The organism is Paenibacillus sp. FSL R7-0189, assembly GCF_037969925.1.
GTDB lineage: Bacteria > Bacillota > Bacilli > Paenibacillales > Paenibacillaceae > Paenibacillus_AQ > Paenibacillus_AQ odorifer.
In genome coordinates, this window is record NZ_CP150223.1 from 4393266 (window position 1) to 4416830 (window position 23565).

The following is a 23565-nucleotide window of genomic DNA, read 5'->3' on the forward strand; positions in this document are numbered from 1 at the left end:
CTACACCGTGCGCAGAATTAGGCTACCTATAGCCCAACCTAGCTGCACCGTGCGATAATTTAAGGATGGGCAAAGGTGAAAACGTTTATTGGCTTATTACGCACCAATTAAACATTGGAAAGAAGCATAATATAAACAAGAAGGCAGCCGATCAACACGATCAGCTGCTTTTGTTCATCTAAGAGTAATTTCTTAAATAAATAAAGGCATCCTTGACTTTCCCCTGCACGGGAAGCTGTATACTCACATTATGTTATAGATTGGAGATGATATTTTGTTCAAAATCAGTGCATTTTCTAGGCTAAGCAAGGTGTCCTTAAAAACACTGCGTTATTACGACCAGATTGGCATACTTAGGCCGAAAAAAGTGGATCAGGATACGTGCTACCGTTACTATTCCGCAGATCAGCTTCTAGAGCTCAACCGAATTTTAATCTATAAGGAATTGGGTTTTACATTGCCCCAAATTAAACAGCTGCTTCAGGAAAATATTTCATTAGAAAATATTCAAGGCATGTTTAAGCTGAAAAGAAGCGAAATCCAGCATATCATCGATACGGAACAAGCTAAACTCGTCAGGATTGAGGAGCGTATGCAGCTTATAGAAAAAGAGGGGCAATTCGAAACGGGTCAAGAAATCAGAGTCAAGGCAGAGGCTGCTCAATTGTTTCTTTATCAGAAAGCATGCGGGAAAGAAGAGGACATTCCGGATTTGCTTCGTCAATTTGATCAGTTTATAACGACGGAAAATCGTCAATTAATTCAAGGTCCTCAGGTTGTTTTGTGGAAAGAAGTCGAAGGAAAAGAGGATGAGTTTGAGTTTGAAGTCGGGTATTTTTTAACCTGTGAGCTGCGAACATTCCCAGAACCGTTTCAGCTACGGACTCTTCCTCCTGAACCGATGATGGCCACAATGGCTTTTCATTCAAATACTAATTTTGATTGTGCGGCCTGTGTTCATTTAGCTAAATGGATTGAGAAAAACAACTATCAGATCAAGGAGAACGAACCGGGCAGGGAGTTATATTTACCGTTATCTCCAGAACGAGATGCACAATTCATAGAAATACAAATTCCCATTATAAATAGATAACTGAAGAAGGTGGAGTGGGGGAAATTGAAAAATAAACGGATCATTTATGTTCTGGCACTGGCTGTTTTTCTGATTGGAACCATTGAATATATTATTACGGGAGTTATTGAGATGATCGCTGTGGACTTGGGAGTATCTACTTCAGAAGTTGGATTATTGGTGACTGTGTTTGCCCTCTCCGCAGCCATTGTCGCTCCGGTTTTGATTGCATTAACGATCAATGCAGATCGCAAAAAACTACTAATGACCACCTTAGGTGTGTTTATTGCCAGCAACGGACTTATGTTTGTAGATCTTGCTTATGAAACAGTACTATGGTTACGTATTATCCAAGGGGCTAGCGGAGGAATTGCTACCGTTGTGGCCATGGCAATAGCGACACGTCTTGTTGAAAAAGAAAAAAGGGGCAATGCCATCGGCATCATTTTGATGGGGCTTAGCAGTTCGCTAGTGCTTGGTGTTCCTGTGGGCACATTTTTTAGTGAGATGTTTGGATGGAGAGTGCTATTTGTTTTAATAGGATTATTAAGTATTCTTCCATTACTTATCATCTATAAAAAGGTTCCGGCAATCAAAGAAGAGGAAAAGGTTACTCTCAGAATGCAGCTCTCTATTTTAAAAAATCCAACCATTCTGATGGCCTTGGTTATTACGTTATTTTATGTCAGCGGCTATTCTACACTGTTTACTTATATTACGCCTTTCTTGCAAGCAACATCCTCTCTTTCCATGACCGAAATCAGCGGTGTTCTGTTCTTGGCGGGCATTTGCAGCTTTGTCGGATCCAGATTAGGCGGACAATTGGCAGATGCAAAAGGATCGGAATTTACCATTTGTCTCGGGCTCCTGTTACAAGGGGCGACTTTGCTTTTATTCGCTCTAGCCGGAGTGAATCTCTTGGTATTAATCTTGGTATTAATGATTTTTATGTTAGCAACGTGGAGTATTTCCCCGGCCCAGCAACTATATCTGGTTACTCTGGCGCCTAGAAATCCGGACATTGCTCTTAGTGTAAATACTTCGTTCATCCAATTTGGCTTTGCACTGGGATCTGGATTAGGCGGGTTAGTTATCAGTCGTACATCTGTCCTATATTTGAATTGGCTGGGTTTTTCCGCTGTATGCATAGCTTTACTTCTTGCCATCTTACTATTTAAAAAAATGAGCAGTAGGACTAAAACTACTATGGCTATTAAATAAGAAATGGATCGAACTGCTGATGATTTCGAGAGCCGGGTGGATAGAATTAATTGCCTATCATGGTTTTCAAGGGCTATATGAAATTAATGAAAAAAGTGGTTGGTTTGACTGCGATAACCTCGAAGAATTTATTTTTGAAGTCGAATCACATGTCGATTCATTACCTTAACTTTACGCTAACGTGAAACGATAACTCAATAACGACACACAGGCAGTCGGTCAATGGATCGGCTGCCTATGTTCAACTAACGGGCAGGATACTTCCAATATGTGGTATTCTTAGGTATGGGATTTGAACAGGGGGGAGCCATGTTGACGGAAATAAAATATCCAGTTAAGAATCCATCAAGAATTGGAACTATTATAGGCATGATTGCTATTATATCGAGTCAATCTATTCTTGTATTGAGATTATGGAATCAGAGGGGGGGATTCTACGCTTCGTTAACTGTGGTTCTTTTGTGTTTAGTTTTATTGTTACTCGCATTGTACAGAACATTTTTTAAGAAACCAACGGAGTTATGCCTATCCAATGAGCAAATTTAATTAAATGGAAATATTATTAATTCAAAGGATATTAAAGTGATAATGACCAGGGGGTACTTTAAACCTGTTATTGGGATATTACCTTACAGGAGGAAGATCGTCCCATTGGATATGGCATTTAGGTATTTAAAGGATGAAGATAGAGGTATCTCGGATTTAAAGAGTTGGGCAAAAATGAACAATGTTAAGATGGTCAATAAATCGTTTCAAACGTGAATATAAGTGTATTCAAAAGCACTATTCGGCAGTTAAATGCGGTATTATATGGTACGATTATCCATAAGAGATGAGGTGCCTTTATCAAGAAGAAATATGCTTTTCTAATCGTTTCCATATTATTATTTGTGATGGCTTATACAAAACCAAGTAGTCAATATTATGATAATTACCTCCATAAGGTTCATGGTCTTAAATGTGACAGTTCCGAAAGCTCAAATTGCTTTCATACTATTAATGACTTGAAATCATCAAGTCTCACACATCAGATTATTTTTATGACAGCAGAAACAAAAATTTTTGGAGAGGCAGATAATAAAATACGAGTAGTAGGTATTTTCAATCATTTTTTTGTAATAGAAAATCGTCTTCATCCTAAATCAGATAATAACAATAATATCGAAGTTCCGTTAAGCTAACGGGCAGATTAACGTAGGAAAATAGATATGGACGTGACTGAAACGGAGCTTTTAAATATAGCTATATATATTGAACTTGAAAATACTTTATAAGGGAAGAGAGACGCAAATATAAAATATTGGGAATACGGATGTTAGTGGTTATGGATCTATCAATAATTAAGTAAAACATGAAAGCGAAGAAGGAGCCATTGTCGAAAAACAACGGCTCCTTCTTTATGACTTGCTATTTTGATGAACTTGTTGGAATATGAGCATCAGTCGGGTTTTCATTTGTTTCATTTATGAGTAACGAATTGGGATAAAATTTCGAAAATGTTGATTCATCTACTTTTAAAAAAAACTTGCCTTCAAAAATTAGTTGATTCGTATTAGGTCCGATTTGATCTAAATTTCTTGCTATCTCCGATTCCTTAAAGATACTTTGTTTATCTGCTCGCAAGAACATGCCTTGAGGTGTATATAGTTGACTATAATACCCTTTTGCGATTTTTGATTCTACGGATTCTTTTACAGATTCTACGGATTCCACGTTATTTGTTGAAAAATTAGTGTTAACAGGATGTTCATCTGTCTTATTTACGGTTACCATTTCTGGATAGGTGTCTGCTTTTGAATTGGATATTAACACCACTCCTGAAATAATAGTCACTGCAAAGGCTATTAAGCCTATTTTTTTAAACATACTATCCCCAACCTTTCTTTACCAGTAAATATGTCCTACTTTAAAACATTATATTCACAAAAATGTTGAACGAATCGATAAGGTTCGTAAAGGAAAAGATCCCACTATAAAATGTTCTATTTTCCTAATTTTATAATAATACCTTTTAAAGTACATGTGAACATCATTTTACGATAATATTAATTTCCTTATGCATTAAATCTCCAATTCTTCTCTATGTATTTCCGGTGGCATTTGGAAAGACGTGCGTTAACCGAAATTGTAGACATTTTGGACAAATTATTTCCTGCCCTCAGCGGGTATTTGGAACGCTTAACGCAAGCTGGGACTTAGGCCTTGAATTTGGTGTGTATCCTGGAGGAATCCGAAAACTTTCTGACGAACAAGAAGAACGGCTGAAGGAGACCATTGCCAAGCAAAGAACGGTGGATGCTAGATTCGAAGCGAAATGCACTTGGACGTTCGTGCATGGGTCCTTCGCGAGTTCGGCGAGAAATATACCCTAAAAGGAATCCCTAGAATGCTGAACGGCTTGGTTTTAGCTATACAAAAGCCACCTATACGCTGGTATGAGACAACAAGAGGAACAAAAACAATTCCGCGATGTCACTTTACCTGAGCTAAAGGAGAAACTGAACCAGCGAGAAATTGACCGTCTTTTATTTGAAAAAGAACCCTTTTTTTGAGCATTCAACTATCGGGAAACGATAGTTGAATAATACATTACATTGATAAGCAGGTGCTTCGGTATTCTGCTCTTTTTATTAAGCTAACAGGCAGGCTAGTATAAACAAAATCATCCAAAGTATTAACCATACGTAGTTAATTACATTTCGGGATTAGCGCAATGATTTTCGGCAGTTTCGTTTGGTTAACGGGGGTAGTTTAAGTAAATGTAAATATTTACTTGCGAACTAATGTTCGATACAATAAACTTGATTCCATTACAAAAAGGAGATGTTGGATATGTATAAACACATTAAAGATTTTGCCGCAACTTGGCAGAATGAAACGGAAGCAACAATGCGGACACTGGAGATGCTGACCGACGAGTCTCTTGGCCAACAGATAACAAGCGATCATAGAACGCTTGGACGTGTTGCATGGCACCTTGTACAGACGTTGCACGAAATGCCATCTCGGACGGGACTGTCTTTCGAAGGACCGGGCGAAGATATGCCGGTGCCAGCTTCGGCAGCAGACATCGCGTCAGTCTATAAGAGGACCTCACAAGCGCTCCTTGATGCTATACAGTCCAGTTGGAAAGATGAGAATCTGCTTATCATGAGCGATATGTATGGTGATCAATGGCCAAACGGCTTAATGCTGGATATTCTCGTAAAGCATGAGATTCATCATCGTGGTCAGATGACAGTCCTGATGCGTCAGGCAGGCCTTCGTGTGCCGGATCTTTACGGCCCGACAAAAGAGCAGTGGGCAGAGTACGGAGCGCTACCTCCAGTAATTTAGAGTAAGATTATATCCGCTTTGGCCGTTTGGCTATAGTGGGATTTATAAGTATTTTAGTGGTGGCTTGAATCATAGACAAGAGGATACCATCGGACTGAAACTGTTGATTCTATTGAACTAACGGGTAAGTTGAGCCACGCGGATTGAGGTTAAGATTTATTGAACTAACTGGAAACGTTAATTTAATAAAAACATGTAAGCAGCCGCTCAAACAACCGGCTGCTTTTTCATTAAAGCTATTCCAGCTAATAGCTTGTCAATATTTAATTATTAATGGCCGATTCCTGAAGTGGTATACTTAAAAAAAGATATGACAAATAACCGTCCCCTTCGGCACAGGAATATATTTCATCTTTTTCTATTTCATGCTGCTCATTCTAGACGAAATGCTTCTTTTGAAGTTAAGATGGCAAAAATCCAGTGGATGAGTTTGTTTACACAAGCAATTACCGCTACTTTGAACAGCTTTCCTTCCGCACGCTTTTTATCGTAGTAAGCTCTTAATTTCTTGTTTCTATTACTACGAATACCACAGCGCACAGCTTGATACAGGGCTGTACGAAGCCTTCTCGAGCCATGTTTCGTGATTCGATTTTGGGTTGCCACAAACTTACCTGAAGCAAATACACTGGGATCAACACCAGCAAAGGCCACCAGCTTCTTTGCGTGATCGAACCGATCGATTTCTCCAATCTCAGCCAAAATTGTTGCAGCAATTTTCGTGCCGATACCGGGTATCGATTGGATTAAATCATATTCAAGTAACTCTTCAGCCAGGGTCTCTATCGATTTATCAAGGTCTGATAGATGGTCCTGGTATTGAAGAAGTAATTTGATGAGCAGCTGCATGGAGATCAAATGACTTGGAAAAGCCGTCTCCTTAAAGGGATTTCGCCTTGCTGCAGCCGCTAGGATTTGAGCGCGTTCCAAACACCATGAGACGGATCTTCCGCGTCCAGTAAGACGTTGGATTGTTGTTGTAATCTCTTCCACAGTCATACCCAGGACTTCTTTAGACGTCGGGTGTAAGGCTAGAAATCGAAGTGAAACTTTCGAATAAAGGTCACCAAACACGCCATGGTATTCGGGAAAAACTTGATCCAGAATGGCCTGGAATTGTAGTTTTGCTTGAACATACATACCCGTTAGGGATTCATACTGTCGTGTTAGATAGCGTAAATTCATGAGATGCTGACCCCGTTTTTTGATGGGTTCAAACTCTTCTTTATAGAACAGTGCCCCAAGTTGATAGGCATCAGCAGCATCCGTCTTGACCCGTCTTAAATTAGTTTTTTTGGCCTCATATGAGATTAACGGATTAATGACGATGTATAGATACTGGTGCTCATCCAGAAACTGAACAACAGGGCTATGATAATGACCTGTTGCCTCCATTACAATGCAAGGGCTCACCCCAGCAGCTGATTCCACTGCTCTAACATAATTAAGAAAAGACGATAATCCCTCTAGATCATGATTAAATTTAAAGATCTTCCCATGAGGTACTCCACGGTCTAAAAAAGCTTGTGCATGGCTCTCTCCCTTGGACACATCCAAACCAATGACTGGATTCATGACATCACTCCTGTAGTATTTTCACCGGCAACCCCTAACCTTCTTGTCTTCCACACTATCGCATGTGATACGGGATCAACGTCCCAACCAGCCTAACCATGGTTGAACAAGTAGGGGGGATGAACAGAATAGCTCTCGGGATCCAAGTCCCACGGGCAGAAACGTTCGATCCCCGGCTACCGCTATCTTACGACCATACAAAAAAAAGGTCGACCAGAAAGATCTGGTGACCTCATAATACGAACGGGCAGGATAGTTGAATGATTTCGCGAATAACTTAAGTCATGACGAATTTACGAAGTTCGCAAAAAGGCGTTAGCCGAAAGAAGTTCTTAGTTTAGGAGGAGTCTATATGATATTAGAAAAAGTTATAAATAGAATTGAAATACAAAGTGAATATAAGGATTTTGTTGATAAGTATATAGATAATATACTTACCGAATTCAAAGGTAAGATTCATAGCATTTATATGTGTGGCTCGATTCCAAAAGGAACTGCTAAACCTTTTAAGTCAGATGCAGACTTTACTATTGTATGTGTAAATCCCAAAGATATTGATTACGAAAGATTGTCAAATATTAAAGACAGGCTTTTGGAAGAATATCCAATAGTAACTAAGATTGATACGATAATTTGCTCGATTGACGATGTATTAAGTAAACCAAATGAGTGGGGTTTTTGGGTAAAGATAATTTGTGTTTCCATATATGGTCATGACGTTGGTGAAAAAGTACCACCGATAATTATTTCTCCAGAGTTCATTTTAGACTTAAATACAGAGACCAAGGAGGAAATAGATCGTATACATAGTTTACTTTCTAATGCTAGTGATAACACAATGAAAACTAGATATATTAAAGGTTACTCTAAGAGATTAATTCGTGCATTATACTCTTTGGTTTTAGAAGATACAGGTGTATGGCAAGATGACATTATTAAGATGAAGAATGCCCTATTAAACTATTGTGAGATTGACTCCGCTTTAGTTGATTATCTGTATGCTTGTTACTTGGATAGTAATGTACTTGTTGAAGAGTTTCTGGGAATTGCAGATGAAGTATGTAGCTATTTTGAGAACGTCTTAAATGCAATGGCTGCTTCCAGAACTTCCTTCGGCTAACACCATATTGACGCTCCGGGTCACTCTGAGAAGCGAGTGACCACATCCAGCCCCCTAAGCCCGTCGGGACGTCACTGCGTTAGGTGTTTGGCAAGCCTCACAACTATAAGCAGCGACTCTAATTAAAACATATGACTATCGAGCTAACGGGAACTTTAGTTGAATACTACACATTAATGAGCAGGCGCTACGGTAGCCTGCTGTTTTTATTGAAGTAACGGGCAGATTTGCACAATAGTCACCGCAGTTTAATGCGACTTCAAAATAAAAAGGAGAGAAAAGACCCATGAATACTACACTTGGCAGATTAACAGGTCGAATCGCAATAGTAACAGGTGCAAGTCGCAGCACAGGAATCGGTGCTGCAGTGTGCAAAGAGTTGGCCTATCTAGGCGCTGATGTATTTTTTACACACTGGGTTAGTTACGATCAACAGATGCCCTGGGGTAGCAATAACGAGGAGCAAAAGCAACTTTGTGAGGAAATACGTTCCATGGGCGTTCGTTGCGAACACCTAATGATGGATCTTTCTGTACCTGAAAGCTTTGTGGATTTAATAAATAACGTTGAGCAGAAGCTAGGAGAACCTTCCATTCTTGTTAACAATGCTTGTTATTCGGTTAACGATGACTTAACCACGATTACCCCAGAGTCTTTGGATGCACACTACGCAATTAATGTTAGGGCGGTAACTATGCTTAGTGTGGAATTCGTTAGACGGTTTACGCAATCGGCAGGTGGTCGAGTTATTAATATGACATCGGGCCAATCACTAGGTCCCATGGCTGGTGAAATCTCTTATGCCACAACGAAAGGGGCAATAGATGCTTTCACACGAACTTTTGCAGCAGAGGTGGGACCGAAAGGCATCACCGTAAATGCGATAAATCCTGGACCCACAGACACCGGCTGGATGACTCCTGACCTACGACAGCAGTTATCTAAGCAATTTGTAACAGGTAGAGTAGGATTGCCTAAGGATGCAGCTCGTCTGGTTGCATTCTTAGCCACCGATGATGGGGAGTGGATTACCGGCCAAGTTTTACATTCCACGGGTGGATTCAACTAACGGAGAACGATAGTTGAATAATACATTACATTGATAAGCAGGTGCTTCGGTATCCTGCTCTTTTTATTAAGCTAACAGGCAGGATTGTTTAGAAAGTCCCTGATTGTATTTACCTATGCTTACTGTTAATCTAAACAATAGAGATGCAAACAAAGGAGCATAAACTTATCATGTGGAATACTCTGTAAAGATTAACAATTTGAAAGGATGCCTGAAATAGTGACTACACTATTTTATTAGGTATGCTTTTCTTTAATCTTATAGGGTATGCAGGAAAAGGTGTATCATATACCCATCCTGCGGATACCTGATGGTATCCGCTTTTATTCGTGGGAAACAGCATAACAGCATCTCTATTGATTCCTACCTGTTTATCCTTCTACTAGCGAGTGGAGGAACTTTGTTATGCGATCGAAGTTAGTCTTGATTGAGGGAATGCCAGGATCTGGTAAAACAACAACTGCTCAGCAAGTTCATGAAATTCTTACGGAAGTGAACATTACATCCCAGCTTTTTTTAGAAGGAAATCTGGAACATCCTGCTGATTATGATGGAGTCGCTTTCTTTAAGAAAACCGAATGCGATGAATTATTGAATACCCGTAAAAAGTTTAAAGATTTGTTGAGTAATCTAATGATTAAACAAGGTAACGATTACTTCCTGGAATATCGGAAAATAAAAAATGAAGTCTGGTCAAGTTTTCCAGATGAATTGCATCACGCAGTTTTTAAACATGATATTTATGAATTGCCGCTAGATCAAAATAGGAAACTGATAACAGAAAGATGGAAGAAGTTTGCGGATCGTGTTTTGTATGGCACAGACACCTTTGTTTTTGATTGTTGTTTTATACAAAACCCTGTAACTATAGGCATGATTAAACATGGTGCGAAGAAGGAAGACGTTATAAGTTATGTTATTGAACTGGCAACAATTGTAGAGCGATTGAATCCATTGTTGATATATGTACAGCAGAATGATCTTGATCATTCTTTCAGAAAGGCTGTAAAGGAAAGACCTCAGGAATGGTCAGAGGGATTTATTGAATATTACACGAACCAAGGGTATGGAAAAGAACAAAATTATAAAGGGTTAGATGGAACACTGCAGGTTCTTAAAGCAAGAAGGGAACTGGAAGAAGAAATTTTTAACAGATTAAACATTACCAAGATAAAAGTTGATAACTCTTCTTATAATAAAAATGATTATAAGCAAGTTTTAGAGGGCATTTTATCAGAATATTATAAAACAACAAACTAATGAGAGAATGGATTCTAATGATTGCAGGCTGAAAAAGAGGCAATCTATAAAGCTTACGGGAAACGATAGCTGAGGAGCATTGCCATGACAATGCTCCTCTTTTATTTGTTAAAGTTACGGGCAGGATTGCTTCATCAATTGTCGAATCCTTTGCTTGAATATTTCTATAAAGGGGGGGATGGAAATTAAAATACGAGAAGTTGTAGCAAATGATTATACTGAAGTTGTTTTTTTATGGAATGATGTACTTGGCGTTCGCAATGTTAATATTGAAAACTTTCGAGTTACTATGGAAAACATGAATAAGGCTGGAAATTACAAAACATTCGTTGCATTATTTGAAAATGATGTGGTTGGTTTTGTCACTATAGTTCAGGCGTTATCCGTAGGGTCTTCGAATGGTTATCTACATATTCAAGGGCTTGCTGTTAAAAAGGAATTACAGCATAGTGGGATAGGTACAGAACTACTAAGATACACTGAAAATTACGCTAAAGAAATGGAAATATCAAGTATTATTTTATGTAGCGGATTTAAGCGAACCGACGCCCATGCTTTCTATGTGCATAGTGGCTATGACAAAGATTCATACTGCTTTGATAAGATTATTAAACTTGACTAATTTTGAATATGTAATAGCCGAGCAGCCATTTTGTATTAAGTTAACGGATAACGATAACTCAATAACGACACACGGGCAGGTCAGCTTGGGATTTATGTTTTTATTCAGGAGGATTTTTAATTGTGGGTTTTGAACAGGATTTTAAAAAAAGGGTACATGAAGTTATTACACAGAAACAATTATGTTCAGTTATGAATGACACTAAGTGGGGAAACTTACAAAGTGATGTACTAAATAAACTACCTTTTACCCCTCCATATCAAGCTAAGTATGTATTAGACGATATACTTTATCCAGAGAACTTCGAAAACGACGTCTGGTATTTAGGGGATTGGATAGAAGGACTTTCACCTTTTTTTTCTGTAGAATGGATACGGGTTAGACCAAGGTATCAGAAGCACAAGGGGAATCTGCTTCCTCCTGAATTAATTGACATAAGTAAAGAATTTCTTTCGATTTTACATGAATTAAGAATTCCGTATAGAGAAGAAAATAATACATTTTTCATTTATGGATATATATCAAATACAGACTCACTTTTCAAAGGTAATCAATTGAGCTAACGGGACACGTTAGTTCAATAAACCAGCGGCAGTCTAAAACTTTATTTACTCAGACACCAACTTTCATTTAATTTGATCATATTACACGTTCGAAGATGCTTTCGGACACAGTTTGCCTTTAACTAAACACAGAACATTAATCCTATCGTTACTGGAGGTTGATGCACTGTGTTTTTTTCTGCGGATTTCTTCGTTTGCTTCGCTCTATAGAAAATCATGAAGTTAATATTCAGTTGAGGATCTCATCACTATCTGTTTACGATTCAGAGTTAGAGTTAGAGAAGGCCAAGCGAAAAAGGAGCTTTCTCATGAACACAGATCCTAAAGTACTTATTGTAACTTCGGCATTTGGAGACGGGCATATCAAAGTAGCAGAAGCAATTGATCATTCTTTTAGACGTAGAGGGATCAGCCGGATTGTTACCTTGGATCTTTTCGCTGCAGTCTACCCTAGTCTGAATGAGCTGTCCCGCAGATTCTATCTGAACAGCACAGGTTATACTCAAGAATTTTATGGATTAGTGTACAAGTTGACGAGCAAGATTAAACCAGACCAGTTCATGGGTAAATGGATTCATTCTATGGGCAAGCGGAAAGTGCAAAGGATCATCGACGAGATTGGACCGGATATTATCATTCATACCTTTCCCTATTTGGCCGCTGCTGAGCTTGCATCAACAAAGGGAAGACGAATCCCCCTTTTCACTGTCATGACGGATTATGTGGTTCATGGCAGGTGGCTTCATCCACAAACCTCGAAGTATTTTATTGCTACGGAAAGTATGAAAGCAGAACTGATGTCATTAGGTATTGCTGAAGAAAAGCTTGTGGTTAGCGGGATTCCGATTCGTGAAGCTTTTGAACAGACTCAGGAACGTGAAGGCCTTTTACGTAAGCATGGACTAGATGGAAATCGACATTATCTATTACTTGCGGCAGGGGCTTACGGCGTGTTGAGTGATATTAACCATTTAATAATAAGGGCGCTGCAGCAATCAAACTTCGATGTAATGGTATTGTGCGGGAATAATCATAAGCTCCAGATGGCTACGGAAGAGCTTTTTCAAGAGAATCCTCGGGTTCACATACGGGGTTATACAGAAGAAATGCAGGAGCTAATGTGCATATCCTCCTGTCTGTTGACCAAAGCAGGGGGGATTACCTTGACTGAGGCGATGGCTCTAGCACTTCCTGTAATTGTCTATCGTCCGCTCCCCGGTCAGGAGGCAGGCAATGCAGAATGGTTGTCTGAGCACAATTTAATAGAGATTGCCCGAAACGAGGAGCAGTTAGTAGAGCAGCTTCAGAGATTGGAGCATCTGGGGTACAGGGATGGAAAGGTGCAGGATATGAAGAACTTTTCCCGGAAATCAGCCGCGGATGCTATCGTTACTGAGGCTTTAGAGGTTATCAAGCTGCGGCAGCCGTCTGTTTCAGCCGTAAAATCTATGGTTGTTGAAGGGCAGGCGAAGACGATTCATGGATATTATTAGCAAGGTAGAAAGACCACGCGTTGTGGGTCCTCTAATTGGAGGCTGGCTCGGAAGCTCGGAAAATGAATTGCTGCCTTTTCAAGTAAGCGACTGTTTATTTGATTATAATTATTTATTACCAGATAAAGGGTCGATAAGATGTTATTATTTGTATGGGTGAATTTATTGAAAATGGTGCTTTATTGTCATTGGGGAGGACAAAATGTACAAGAATCAGAAGATAGAGGATATTTTGCATGAAATGCTAATCAAGTTTGTGGAAAATGAAAAGTTTCCGGGATTAGCGACCGGAATCGTAAAGGACAACCAAGTTCTGTTTACTGGTGAATATGGGACGGCAAATTTATCGACGGGTGATCCTGTAGTTCGTGGCACTTTGTTTCACCAAGCCTCTGTCTCCAAAACCTTCGTAGCAACCGCCATTATGCAATTAGTTGAGCGTGGTAAGGTAGAATTGGATGCCCCCATCACTAAATACCTGTCATATTTTAAGTTAGAGGATGAGCGGTATCAAAATATAACAATAAGACAGCTTATGAATCATACCTCCGGTATGCCTGATGAGGAAGATTATGCGTGGGATCGCCCTGAATACGACGAGCAAAGTCTTGAACGATATGTAAAAGGGATAGGTCACCACAAGCTGTTAAGCCAACCGGGAGAGAAATTTGCCTATAGTAATATAGGATATGAGATATTGGGAGATATGATAGCAAAAGTCAGCGATATGAGCTTCGAGCAGTATATGGAAAAAAATATTCTTGAACCAACAGGAATGCAGTCCAGTTCTTTTCTTAAACAGGAGGTTGAAGCTTATATTGCTGCACCTCATGTGCTTGGAGCTACCCATGAATGTGGTGGCTGCGTTAGTAGTGTTTTTCCATATAACAGGGCCCATGCCCCTAGCTCCACTTTATATACCCATGCCGAAGATATGTGCCAATATCTGTTGATGCATCTCAACGGTGGAACAGCCGGGAACGGCAATGAAATCCTCCAGCCAGGTAGCTATGATGAAATGTGGAAACCTCATGCACAAACGGGCTATGATCCGGAAAATGCACAGATAGGATTGGGCTGGTTTCTAGGAGAATATAAAGGTTCTCGTATTCTCTCACATTCCGGCTGGGATACTGGATTCTTGAGCAATTTGTTCCTGCTTCCCGATAAAAAAATCGCTATTTCTGTTATGAGTAATTGTGACTATGTCAACATGGGCAGCGTATGCTTCCCAATTCTTGATCTGTTGCTTGGCTCCAATATTTAGAACGAGTCTGTAACTGATTTTACAACTTCATAACAAGGGGCTTCGTACTTTATAACATTCGTATCTTAAAGTACATGTAAGTCAAGCCCACTTACACTATGGAGGTTATAAGAAATGAAGAGTAAAGATGTGAAATCAGCCCTCGGGGTGATCGCGATATCCGGTGGTCTGCTGGCCCTCACTGCTTTGGCAGTGCCCAAAATCGTCGCTTACACTACAGTGAACCAGAATGTGTCTCAAGCGAACGTTTCCTACACGCAAGAACTCAACCAGAAGCCTGCTGTTCAACTGGCGAGCAGCCAGATCCCGGTACTTAAGGTTGCAACCAAAACACCAGTCTCGACGATCAAGTCGTATTTTGAGCGCACAGTCACCGCTGAAGAAATTAAGCAGATTAATGAGTATGCAGAGAAGGCCAGGCTCACCGGCAAGGATGAACAGCTTACGCGGCAATTTACGGATCAGGAGAATAAGCGGCGGATGTTATTGGATGATCAATACAAGTACGATGGTTTACGGCCCAAGCAGAAGCTACCTTTGAAATCAGGGAGCTCCGAATTTTATCTGGATCAAAGCAAATTTACCTATGTATTTCCTAAGCGCGAACTGACCGATGAAGAAATGCTGCAATTGATCGACTGGAATTACCGTTTTAATTATGTGGTAAGCCTCAATCTTGTCGTGGCACAGCCAGATAAGAAGGACATCAGTCAGGATGAAGCCCTACGCAGAGCAAAAGAGAGCGTAAGCCGTCTATTCGGTGTCGATCTCTCAAAGTTGCAGGCTCAGACCTCATATCATAAGCCTTTTCCTGATTCGAAAGGGCAATGGTTCGTTAATTTTCTACCTTACCGGGCAGAGACACTGCGGGCTCAGGATAAGTCTTATTTCATGTATAATACTTTCGTGGATGCAAAGAGCGGGACCGTACTTGATACCACGATAGTGGATCTGTCCTACAAGAGAACTCCGATTACAGCAGCTATAAATAAAAAGATTAGCCAGGATTCCAGCTGGCTTCAAGCCGCTAAATCCATTGTGGTGGACAAGCAGGGCGAGACCCGTGCGATAACCAGCTCCTCTATCATTAAAGACAGTGCATATGACAAAAGCGGAGTGGTAGCGGTCTTGGTCAAACTGAAAGACGGTAGCACCTACACGGCAGAGCTGCGCTATCCCGAGAAGACGCTGCGCTGCCTGATCTATACACCGGTTTCCAAGTAATGAAGTGAACCAGCGTTATAACCTACTTTAGTATTTACAACCTACAGCAAGCCCCACTCGGGGCTTGCTGCTATGCATTTTGAGAGCTGGTGGATGACTATTGTGAGAGCAGACATGGGTATAGGAATTTCTTTTTACAAGAAGGGATGGTTAGATGCTAGATATTAAATCCTTACAAGAATGTCCTCTTCGTCAAAATGAGCTTATTGAGTATGTCAAAGAACGGTGGCCAAAAGTACAACAAGTTGTGCTCCCCAATATACAAGAAAGTTTAATCTCAAAAGATGAGGAGTTTCCTTTTACATTTTTGCTGTTGAAACATGATGTAATCATCGGGTTTTATCAATTAATTGAGCAGGAATTTATAACTCGAAAAGATTTATCACCTTGGATTGCGCCATTGTTTATTGACGAAAGTGAGAGAGGCAAAGCACTAGGATCCGTTTTGTTGGAGCATGCCAGAAAAATAGCTGGACAACTAGGTTATGCAAAAGTCTACTTGGCGACGGATCATATTCTTTATTATGAGAAATATGGATTTAAGGAGATAGGTCTGGATAACTTCGAGTGGGGACGGCCCACCAAAATATATGAACATGACACTATTACATAAATGACCCAAATGGAAAGCAGGAGTTATCATGGAGCATATCTTCGAATTAGCAAAAATAAAGAGTGAAGAAATAACGATACTCGAACTGCAGGATGCAATGGATAGAGGGGATGATAGTTCTAGGGAACTTGTTATGTATTACATGTATCGGATAGCAACGTTTGACCAGAGTGGTCCCATGATAAACTCTATTATGGAAATGAATCCAGATGCGATTTTTATTGCCGAGGCATTAGATCAGGAGAGAAAATTAAGCGGAGCACGAAGTCTTTTACATGGTGTGCCTGTATTATTGAAAGGAAATATTGAAACGAATGATAAAATGCATACAACCGCTGGCGCATTAGCTTTGGAAAACCATGTTAGCTCAAACGATGCTTTTCTTGTCCAAAAACTAAGGGATGCTGGGGCAATTATACTTGCAAAAACAAATATGACGGAATGGGCAAATGGGATGTCATCATCCATGTGGGCTGGGTATAGCTCAATAGGAGGACAAACCAAAAATCCATACGGGGATCATTTTCCGGGGGGTTCCAGTACGGGTTCTGCCGCTTCTGTTGCAGCCAATTTTTCAACAGTAGCCGTGGGGACAGAGACGTCTGGCTCTATTTTAAGTCCAGCTGTGCAAAACGCAATTGTTGGTTTAAAGCCAACTGTAGGTCTAATAAGTAGATCAGGCATAATTCCATGGTCATATTCTCAGGATACAGCTGGACCTATGGCAAGGAATGTGACAGATGTTGCGATCTTATTAAATGCACTTACGGGAAAAGATGAAAGTGATCCTGCTACTTGTAAAAATGAATATTCTACTATGGACTACACAGCATTTTTGGATAAAGACGGATTAAATAAAGCGACCATAGGCGTTTTTAGAAATGCTCTACCTAAGAATTATTGTGACATGGGTGAATATGATGAACATTTATTTAATGATGCTGTGGCTAAATTAAAAGATTCTGGAGCCAACATAATAGAAGATATAGATATTCCATCGTTCCATAGAGAGTGGAAATATAACAAAATGAATCTTGAATTTAAGCATTCCGTTGAAAATTACTTATATAACCTTCCGGCTCAACTTCCTGTCCATAACCTAAATGAATTGATTGAATGGAACGAGCGGAATTCGGAAAAGGCTTTGAAATATGGACAAGATATGCTGAACTATCGATCACAGCTAGATAAACCGTTGAATCATTCGGAATATATTGTAGAGTCTATCTCTGACTTATATTATTCGCAAAATATAGGGATCGATCATGCTTTAGAAAAGTATGGATTGGATGCAATCCTGTTTCCTGCTTATGTCGGAGCTGATTTAAGTGCTAGAGCAGGTTATCCAACTATAGCAGTGCCCGCAGGCTTTCAAGAGAATGGAAGAGCCTTTGGGATCACATTTGCAGGAACGGCATTTAGTGAACCGACACTCATTCGGATTGCATTTGCATTCGAACAACAAACGAAACACAGAAAAATGCCGGCTCTAAAGAAATGAAAGATGATTTGAAAATTAGAAAAAGGTGCATTTACAAACGAACGTATGTTTGCTAAAATGTTGATGTGGATAAAAATACCAAAGTGAAGAAAAGAGCGTTTGAGATTAGCAATCCATAAGAAACAACCCAAGTTGAATTCTGCTAAAATGTAGTTAATGTCTAATGTAGATATCCCTCATGAACAAAGGAGAACTGAAAATGAGAAAACTCGTTCTATTTCTTCACGCATCGCTTGACGGTTTTGTAGAAGGGCCGAATGGTGAAATGGACATTGGCTGGGTTTCCTACGATGCTGATTTGGAGAACCATGCGAAAGAAATTCTGAGTACTGCCGACACTGTCATTTGGGGACGTGGGACTTATCAGATGATGCACAGTTACTGGCCATCTGTCCCTTCGAACCCATCAGCTTCGCAGCATGAACGGAATCATGCCGAGTGGATCGAAAAGACAGCTAAGATCGTTTTTTCCACGACGCTGGAGAAAGTCGAATGGAATAATTCCAGACTCGTGAAAGAAGCTGTCGAGGAAGAGATCAATAACCTCAAACAGCAGCCCGGCAAGGATATGGTCATCCTCGGCAGTCCTAGATTCGCACACCACCTTATGCAGCTTGATTTAATTGATGAGTATAAAATTACGGTTTCTCCCGTCCTGATCGGTAAGGGATTGCCATTATTCCAAGGTCTCAAGGAGAAGAGAAATCTTAAGCTAATCGAAAACAAGACCTTTGATTCTGGAGCCATAGGTCTCGTTTACCAGACGGTAAGATGACCTTGTCACTTAAGGTGATTACGCTCACGAGGAACGTTATTGGAACGACAACAGCGGCAGTCTAAGACTTTATTTATCAAGTCTTGGTCCGCCGCTGCTTGTTTTAATGGATCCAGTCTAATACTTTATTTTTACCAAACACTAATCAGATGTTGGTTCTTTCATAAACCATGAAATATGGGTGCATCGCTTACAAATAAGGATGGCAGCGTTTTTGTTCGCCCAGTCAAAGCCTAAAAATGATGCGCCGCTTGTGTTAAGCAGTTTATAATCCAGATCAAAGGTATCGTTTTGACAGCAAGGACAGGTTATTGGTGCGCCTGCAGCACTGTATCTCATTATAAAAACCTCCTGTAGATTTGTATATTACTTTAACGTATTTAAGGTTATTCAGGTTTCGTGCACTTGAAAGGATTACTCACGAGTTCATTTTGCCAAGGGCAAGAGTGTTAGGTTTATTTCAGTTATAATATTTGATATAAGGTATACAGGATTCGTTTTAATGAAGAAGGTGAGGGACTGATTTTGACCCATAATATTATCGAATACTGTTTACAAAAGAATGGAGCAACAAAGGATTTTCCTTTCGGCTTCGATCCAATGGTGATCAAAATTGCCGGTAAAATGTTCGCGCTTATATTTGAGAATAAGGGGAATTATGCTTACATAAATCTAAAATGTGATCCGGTGATTGCAGGGAACTTGCGAGAGCAGCATGAGAGCGTTCGGCCAGGATACCACATGAACAAAAAACACTGGAATACGATTGTTTTGGATGGCTCCTTACCAGAGTCGGATATCTATTTAATGATTGATCATTCTTACGATATGGTTGTCAAAAATCTCCCTAAGAGCCTCCGACAAACGATATATTGAAGGTGGCATTAAGTTGTCGTTAAAATGGCAATGAACTGGTATAATATGGTTTATATTCATGGGAAGGAGTTGTATTTATGTCTGACTTTTTTAATTCAGGACCTAATCCCAATTTGTCGGACCCTGCAGGCCATAAAGCAAACCATGATGTAAATGCGCAAAAATATCATACTGAAGGCGTTCCAGGATTCTGGAGTGAGGTAACCAATCTGTTGATCGTTGTGGCTATAATTGCTATCATTTTTTTAGTTATAAGGTTTGTTTTATGATTACCCTGGTTTAGAGTGAAGACATTGACTTTTAGGAGGCGGTTCCATTGGTAACTATCATTAGGTGGACAGAATTTAGAAGGATAACGCCTACTCGTCCATAAACTGCGTATTTCCTTCTTAATGAGGGTACTAGATGCAAGAATATAAAATTAGTACAATGAAAGACTATTCAAAGCAATCGATTGATCAAATCCGCATATTAGAACATCTTTGCAAGACGTCCGACAGATCAAGTTTGAGGGTGGGTATAGAAAGCCTTAAGGAGATAGACGGAGATGAGGCATTCTTGTGCCAGATCGATAACCAATTAGTCGGATTTCTCAGTTGGTATACTTCGGATGGCATCGAAGCTAATATTAACGGAATGGTTCACCCGGACTTTCGTCGCCAAGGTGTATTCCACGACTTACTGAAAAGTGCCGCATCAGATATGCAAATGCAAGGCATACAAACTTGCCGTTTTAGGATACCTTCTAATTCTGAATCAGGGATGGATTATATACGGTATTTAGGGGCAAGTGCTGCACCGTCTGAATTCCTCATGGTTTTTAATCGGGCACAAATCGCTGGATCAAGCCACTCCGGTTTAGCTGTGCGATTAGAAGAAGATCAGGATTTAGAGTTCATGGTTAAATGTTCATCACAAGCTTTTGGTGATTCAGAGTCCTGGACTAGGAATTATTTAACTCGTACAAGAGAACCGGCACGGATTACTTACATTGCTGTGGACAACATGATTCCGGTTGGGATGATCAGAGTCAATTATTTAGATACAAATACAGCGGTTATACATGATTTTTGTGTGCTTCCTTCGTGTCAAGGCAGAGGATACGGACGTGAAATTCTTTCAGAGGTAGTTAAAATCTTGCGAGATCAGAGGGATTTCCAGATTCGTCTTGGCGTGGTCACTCAAAATAGAAAGGCATTATCCCTCTATCAGTCGATTGGGTTTGAGGTGACTGCGGAGTCTAATTACTATGTAATATCCGTCGATATGATTTATTAAGAAAGAGGCGCTACTCATGCGCCTCTTCTTTTTTTATCATGCCCTTCTAATTATCACGCTGAATCTAGCTATAGTTAATACTTATAACCTGTCATAGCTCATTGGTAGATCGGTTTAGTCAGTCGGTTATGCTATATTTATTCTAATAATTTGTTTACGAGGAGATTAATATATGAGCATTCAAACCGTACCCCAAAAACGAACCGTTACTCCATTTCGATATGATATCGTGGGCAGCTTCCTGCGCCCCCAAGCGTTGAAAGATGCTAGATTAAAATTCAAGAATGGTGAAATTACTGCCGAGCAGTTGAAGGAAGTAGAGAACGACGAAATCGTTAAGCTCGTGCAGAAACAAAAAGAGGTGGGTCTTCAAGCAGTAACCGATGGCGAATTCCGCCGCTCTTGGTGGCACCTCGACTTCTTCTGGGGACTTGACGGTGTAGATCGGACAATTATTGACCAAGGTTACCAATTTAACGGTGCAGAGTCCAGACCAGAAACAGCCCGACTGACCGGGAAAATAAGCTACAGCAGCCATCCTTTTGTTTCGCATTATGAATTTTTAAAAGGTGCTGCTGGTGAGGACGTTGTTGCGCGTCAATCGATTCCTGCGGCTGCACAATTCCTGTTCGAGCTAGATCGGGCGGAAAACAAGGAAAGCACAAATGAATTATACCCGAATCGCGAAGAGCTTATCTCGGATATTGCCAAAGCATACAAAGCATCGATTCTGGCCTTCTATGCAGCGGGCTGCCGCAGTATTCAGATCGACGATTGTACGTGGGGAGCGCTTTGCGACGAACAGTTTATAGCATTTATGAATCAGATTGGCGTGAACGTAGCTGAATATGCAAGCGAACTTGCAAAATTGAATGAGGAAGTTGTAACTGGTCTGCCGGAAGACCTTGTTGTAACGACCCATGTATGCCGGGGCAATTATGTTTCGACTTATGCTGGAGTAGGTGGAGGCTACGAGCCTATCGCGCAAACGCTTCTTAATATCAATAACTACTCGGGTTATTATCTGGAGTTTGATACCGAACGTGCAGGTGACTTCAAGCCATTGCGTTTCTTGAAAGACAATCAGCAGGTTGTGTTAGGTCTGTTCTCATCCAAATTTGGTGAGCTTGAAAGCAAGGAAGATATTCTGAAGCGTATTGAGGAAGCGAAGCAATACGTTGATCTAAACCGGATTTGCCTTAGCCCGCAATGTGGCTTTGCTTCTACGGAAGAAGGCAACCACCTGACAGAAGAGCAGCAATGGCGTAAGCTTGCTTATATTAAAGAAATTGCTGAAGAGATCTGGAACTAACTCTAATTAAAAAGTAGACAGAGACAATACACCTTTAGCCATTCGGATGTTCATCCGTTCGGTTAAAGGTGTATTTTGTTCTACAGTGAGCATACCGATATACTTGGCCAGTTCTATCTATACCGTGACGGAGGATTAGGGAAAACCTCCCTAATAAAAGCCGATAATTGCTCTAAATGAATGAAATTAGGGAATAACTCCCTAAAAAACAGAGCAATATCAAGAATTACCGCCAAATCAGTTAAATTTCAGGGAAGAATTCCCTGATTATTAGTCTGATGACCAGAATCCTCTGGTAATAAGGGAGGAATCCCCTAATTATCTCCAGGGCGAGCATATGATTGAGCTTTACGGAGTTTTTTTGCCACGCTCAGTATAAAAGAAATCACCCCCGTTTAATAAACGAGGGTGATTTAGCCTAAGAAGTAAGAGTGTCAGCTTTTAATTGTCTTTAGAGTGTCTTTCGCCAACCTGGAATTCATCGGCATGTTCAAACATATATTTCACGGTCAGAGGGTCATGACCAGTAAGTTGTTTGAAGTCGTCTGTATAAACATCCATTTTTCCTTCACGAATAGCTTGTCCGAAAGTAACCATACCTTCTGAAGAAAAGGGTGCTTCGGAGCCTTCTTTAAATGCACCGTCGGTGGTTCTAGGCACGCCCATTGCTTCGAATACGGCATAATTTTCTTCATCCGTGTTTTCTTTGTAGGTGATATGATTGCCCGTTACTTCATTACCAATCTTAATGAAATCGGTAATTGTCATCAATTCAAGTCCGTTGATATTTAGAATCGCTTCCTGATAATTATTGGAGGCTAGGGCATACGCAACGGCTTTTGCGCAATCCTTCCGCGAGATATAAGCCATTTTACCGTCACCTTGATTGTTTGTTAATACCCCGTCACCCTTCACATACGTGAAGTAATTGGTAATCATGGCTTCCGCGTATTGGGAATTCCGAAGGAAGATATAATCTAGCCCAACGCTTTGAATATAACGTTCGGTATACACATGGTCGATTTTTTCTACGCTTGGATTGCTTTCATCGGCTGCGTTTACTAGAGAAGTATAAATGATCTGTTTGACTCCAGCTTCTTTGGCAGCATCGATCACATTTTTTTGTGCATTTTGGCGTTTTTCTCCAACAAAAGGCATGGAGATTAGAGCGAGTTTATCGGCATGAGCAAAAGCTTCGGCAAGGCCGTCCTTGTTATTAAAGTTGGTCACATGTGTTTCAATCCCTTGTTCCGCATATTCTTTCAAACATGCTGGATCGTAAGCGCAAAAAATGATTTGGTCTTTATCTACCAGCTCCAACAAATATTCCGCAGCTTGCTTCCCTAGATTTCCATCGACACCAGTCAACAATAATTTACCCATGATCG

Annotated in this window: 22 protein-coding genes; 18 read left to right on the top strand and 4 right to left on the bottom strand. The window is 40.3% G+C overall.

Annotated elements, in window-relative coordinates:
• Positions 1 to 274: 274 nt before the first annotated feature.
• Together MKY63_RS19010 and MKY63_RS19015 are read left to right on the top strand one after the other, a co-directional pair.
• Positions 275 to 1093, top strand: coding sequence for a helix-turn-helix domain-containing protein (locus tag MKY63_RS19010; RefSeq protein WP_036683098.1), 819 nt, complete (start codon positions 275 to 277; stop codon positions 1091 to 1093).
• Between the two features lie 24 nt (positions 1094 to 1117).
• On the top strand, positions 1118 to 2293 hold the full coding sequence (locus MKY63_RS19015; RefSeq protein ID WP_036683097.1) for an MFS transporter: 1176 nt from the start codon (positions 1118 to 1120) through the stop codon (positions 2291 to 2293).
• A gap of 1407 nt (positions 2294 to 3700) precedes the next feature.
• Here the strand turns inward: MKY63_RS19015 and MKY63_RS19020 are convergent.
• Complete coding sequence (locus MKY63_RS19020; RefSeq protein WP_036683092.1) at positions 3701 to 4159, bottom strand: hypothetical protein; 459 nt, start codon at positions 4157 to 4159, stop codon at positions 3701 to 3703.
• Between the two features lie 966 nt (positions 4160 to 5125).
• On the opposite strand from MKY63_RS19020, the gene MKY63_RS19025 reads away from it, so the two are divergent.
• A complete protein-coding gene (locus tag MKY63_RS19025; RefSeq protein ID WP_036683089.1) occupies positions 5126 to 5629 on the top strand; it encodes a DinB family protein in 504 nt (167 codons plus the stop codon).
• A 372-nt stretch (positions 5630 to 6001) separates the two neighbouring features.
• Here the strand turns inward: MKY63_RS19025 and MKY63_RS19030 are convergent, their stop codons facing one another.
• Entirely contained in the window at positions 6002 to 7204 is a 1203-nt protein-coding gene (locus MKY63_RS19030) for an IS110 family transposase (RefSeq protein WP_076121959.1), read from the bottom strand.
• A gap of 352 nt (positions 7205 to 7556) precedes the next feature.
• Between MKY63_RS19030 and MKY63_RS19035 the strand changes: the two genes are divergently transcribed.
• From MKY63_RS19035 to MKY63_RS19085, 11 genes are all read left to right on the top strand, one after another.
• Positions 7557 to 8324, top strand: coding sequence for a nucleotidyltransferase domain-containing protein (locus tag MKY63_RS19035; RefSeq protein ID WP_036683087.1), 768 nt, complete (start codon positions 7557 to 7559; stop codon positions 8322 to 8324).
• A 286-nt stretch (positions 8325 to 8610) separates the two neighbouring features.
• Positions 8611 to 9393: an SDR family oxidoreductase gene (locus MKY63_RS19040; protein WP_036683085.1), complete on the top strand. Its 783-nt coding sequence runs from the start codon at positions 8611 to 8613 to the stop codon at positions 9391 to 9393.
• Between the two features lie 405 nt (positions 9394 to 9798).
• Positions 9799 to 10653: a hypothetical protein gene (locus MKY63_RS19045; RefSeq protein WP_036683084.1), complete on the top strand. Its 855-nt coding sequence runs from the start codon at positions 9799 to 9801 to the stop codon at positions 10651 to 10653.
• Positions 10654 to 10831: 178 nt separating this feature from the next.
• Positions 10832 to 11275, top strand: coding sequence for a GNAT family N-acetyltransferase (locus MKY63_RS19050; RefSeq protein WP_036683081.1), 444 nt, complete (start codon positions 10832 to 10834; stop codon positions 11273 to 11275).
• Between the two features lie 122 nt (positions 11276 to 11397).
• Entirely contained in the window at positions 11398 to 11838 is a 441-nt protein-coding gene (locus MKY63_RS19055; RefSeq protein ID WP_051491267.1) for a DUF6678 family protein, read from the top strand.
• A gap of 308 nt (positions 11839 to 12146) precedes the next feature.
• A complete protein-coding gene (locus tag MKY63_RS19060) occupies positions 12147 to 13331 on the top strand; it encodes a glycosyltransferase (protein WP_036683080.1) in 1185 nt (394 codons plus the stop codon).
• Positions 13332 to 13533: 202 nt separating this feature from the next.
• Entirely contained in the window at positions 13534 to 14598 is a 1065-nt protein-coding gene (locus MKY63_RS19065) for a serine hydrolase domain-containing protein (protein WP_036683217.1), read from the top strand.
• 114 nt (positions 14599 to 14712) lie between these two features.
• On the top strand, positions 14713 to 15822 hold the full coding sequence (locus MKY63_RS19070; protein ID WP_038572617.1) for a hypothetical protein: 1110 nt from the start codon (positions 14713 to 14715) through the stop codon (positions 15820 to 15822).
• A gap of 154 nt (positions 15823 to 15976) precedes the next feature.
• Entirely contained in the window at positions 15977 to 16435 is a 459-nt protein-coding gene (locus MKY63_RS19075; RefSeq protein WP_076215349.1) for a GNAT family N-acetyltransferase, read from the top strand.
• 28 nt (positions 16436 to 16463) lie between these two features.
• Positions 16464 to 17936, top strand: a complete 1473-nt coding sequence (locus MKY63_RS19080) for an amidase family protein (protein WP_339809634.1) — start codon at positions 16464 to 16466, stop codon at positions 17934 to 17936.
• A gap of 199 nt (positions 17937 to 18135) precedes the next feature.
• Complete coding sequence (locus MKY63_RS19085) at positions 18136 to 18711, top strand: dihydrofolate reductase family protein (protein ID WP_038572611.1); 576 nt, start codon at positions 18136 to 18138, stop codon at positions 18709 to 18711.
• Between the two features lie 141 nt (positions 18712 to 18852).
• On the opposite strand, the gene MKY63_RS19090 is transcribed toward MKY63_RS19085, so the two are convergent.
• On the bottom strand, positions 18853 to 19050 hold the full coding sequence (locus tag MKY63_RS19090) for a hypothetical protein (RefSeq protein ID WP_036683067.1): 198 nt from the start codon (positions 19048 to 19050) through the stop codon (positions 18853 to 18855).
• Positions 19051 to 19236: 186 nt separating this feature from the next.
• Here MKY63_RS19090 and MKY63_RS19095 point away from each other — a divergent pair, with 186 nt between their 5' ends.
• The 4 genes from MKY63_RS19095 (at position 19237) to MKY63_RS19110 (ending at position 22177) form a co-directional block, all read left to right on the top strand.
• The gene (locus MKY63_RS19095) at positions 19237 to 19587 is read left to right on the top strand and encodes an MmcQ/YjbR family DNA-binding protein (RefSeq protein WP_036683066.1); all 351 of its coding nucleotides are present in this window, start codon (positions 19237 to 19239) and stop codon (positions 19585 to 19587) included.
• Positions 19588 to 19664: 77 nt separating this feature from the next.
• Complete coding sequence (locus MKY63_RS19100) at positions 19665 to 19856, top strand: hypothetical protein (protein WP_036683062.1); 192 nt, start codon at positions 19665 to 19667, stop codon at positions 19854 to 19856.
• 244 nt (positions 19857 to 20100) lie between these two features.
• Positions 20101 to 20865: a GNAT family N-acetyltransferase gene (locus MKY63_RS19105; protein WP_176462640.1), complete on the top strand. Its 765-nt coding sequence runs from the start codon at positions 20101 to 20103 to the stop codon at positions 20863 to 20865.
• 172 nt (positions 20866 to 21037) lie between these two features.
• The gene (locus MKY63_RS19110) at positions 21038 to 22177 is read left to right on the top strand and encodes a 5-methyltetrahydropteroyltriglutamate--homocysteine S-methyltransferase (protein WP_076098609.1); all 1140 of its coding nucleotides are present in this window, start codon (positions 21038 to 21040) and stop codon (positions 22175 to 22177) included.
• 441 nt (positions 22178 to 22618) lie between these two features.
• Here the strand turns inward: MKY63_RS19110 and MKY63_RS19115 are convergent, their stop codons facing one another.
• Positions 22619 to 23560, bottom strand: a complete 942-nt coding sequence (locus MKY63_RS19115) for an NAD(P)H-binding protein (RefSeq protein WP_038572607.1) — start codon at positions 23558 to 23560, stop codon at positions 22619 to 22621.
• Positions 23561 to 23565: the final 5 nt, after the last annotated feature.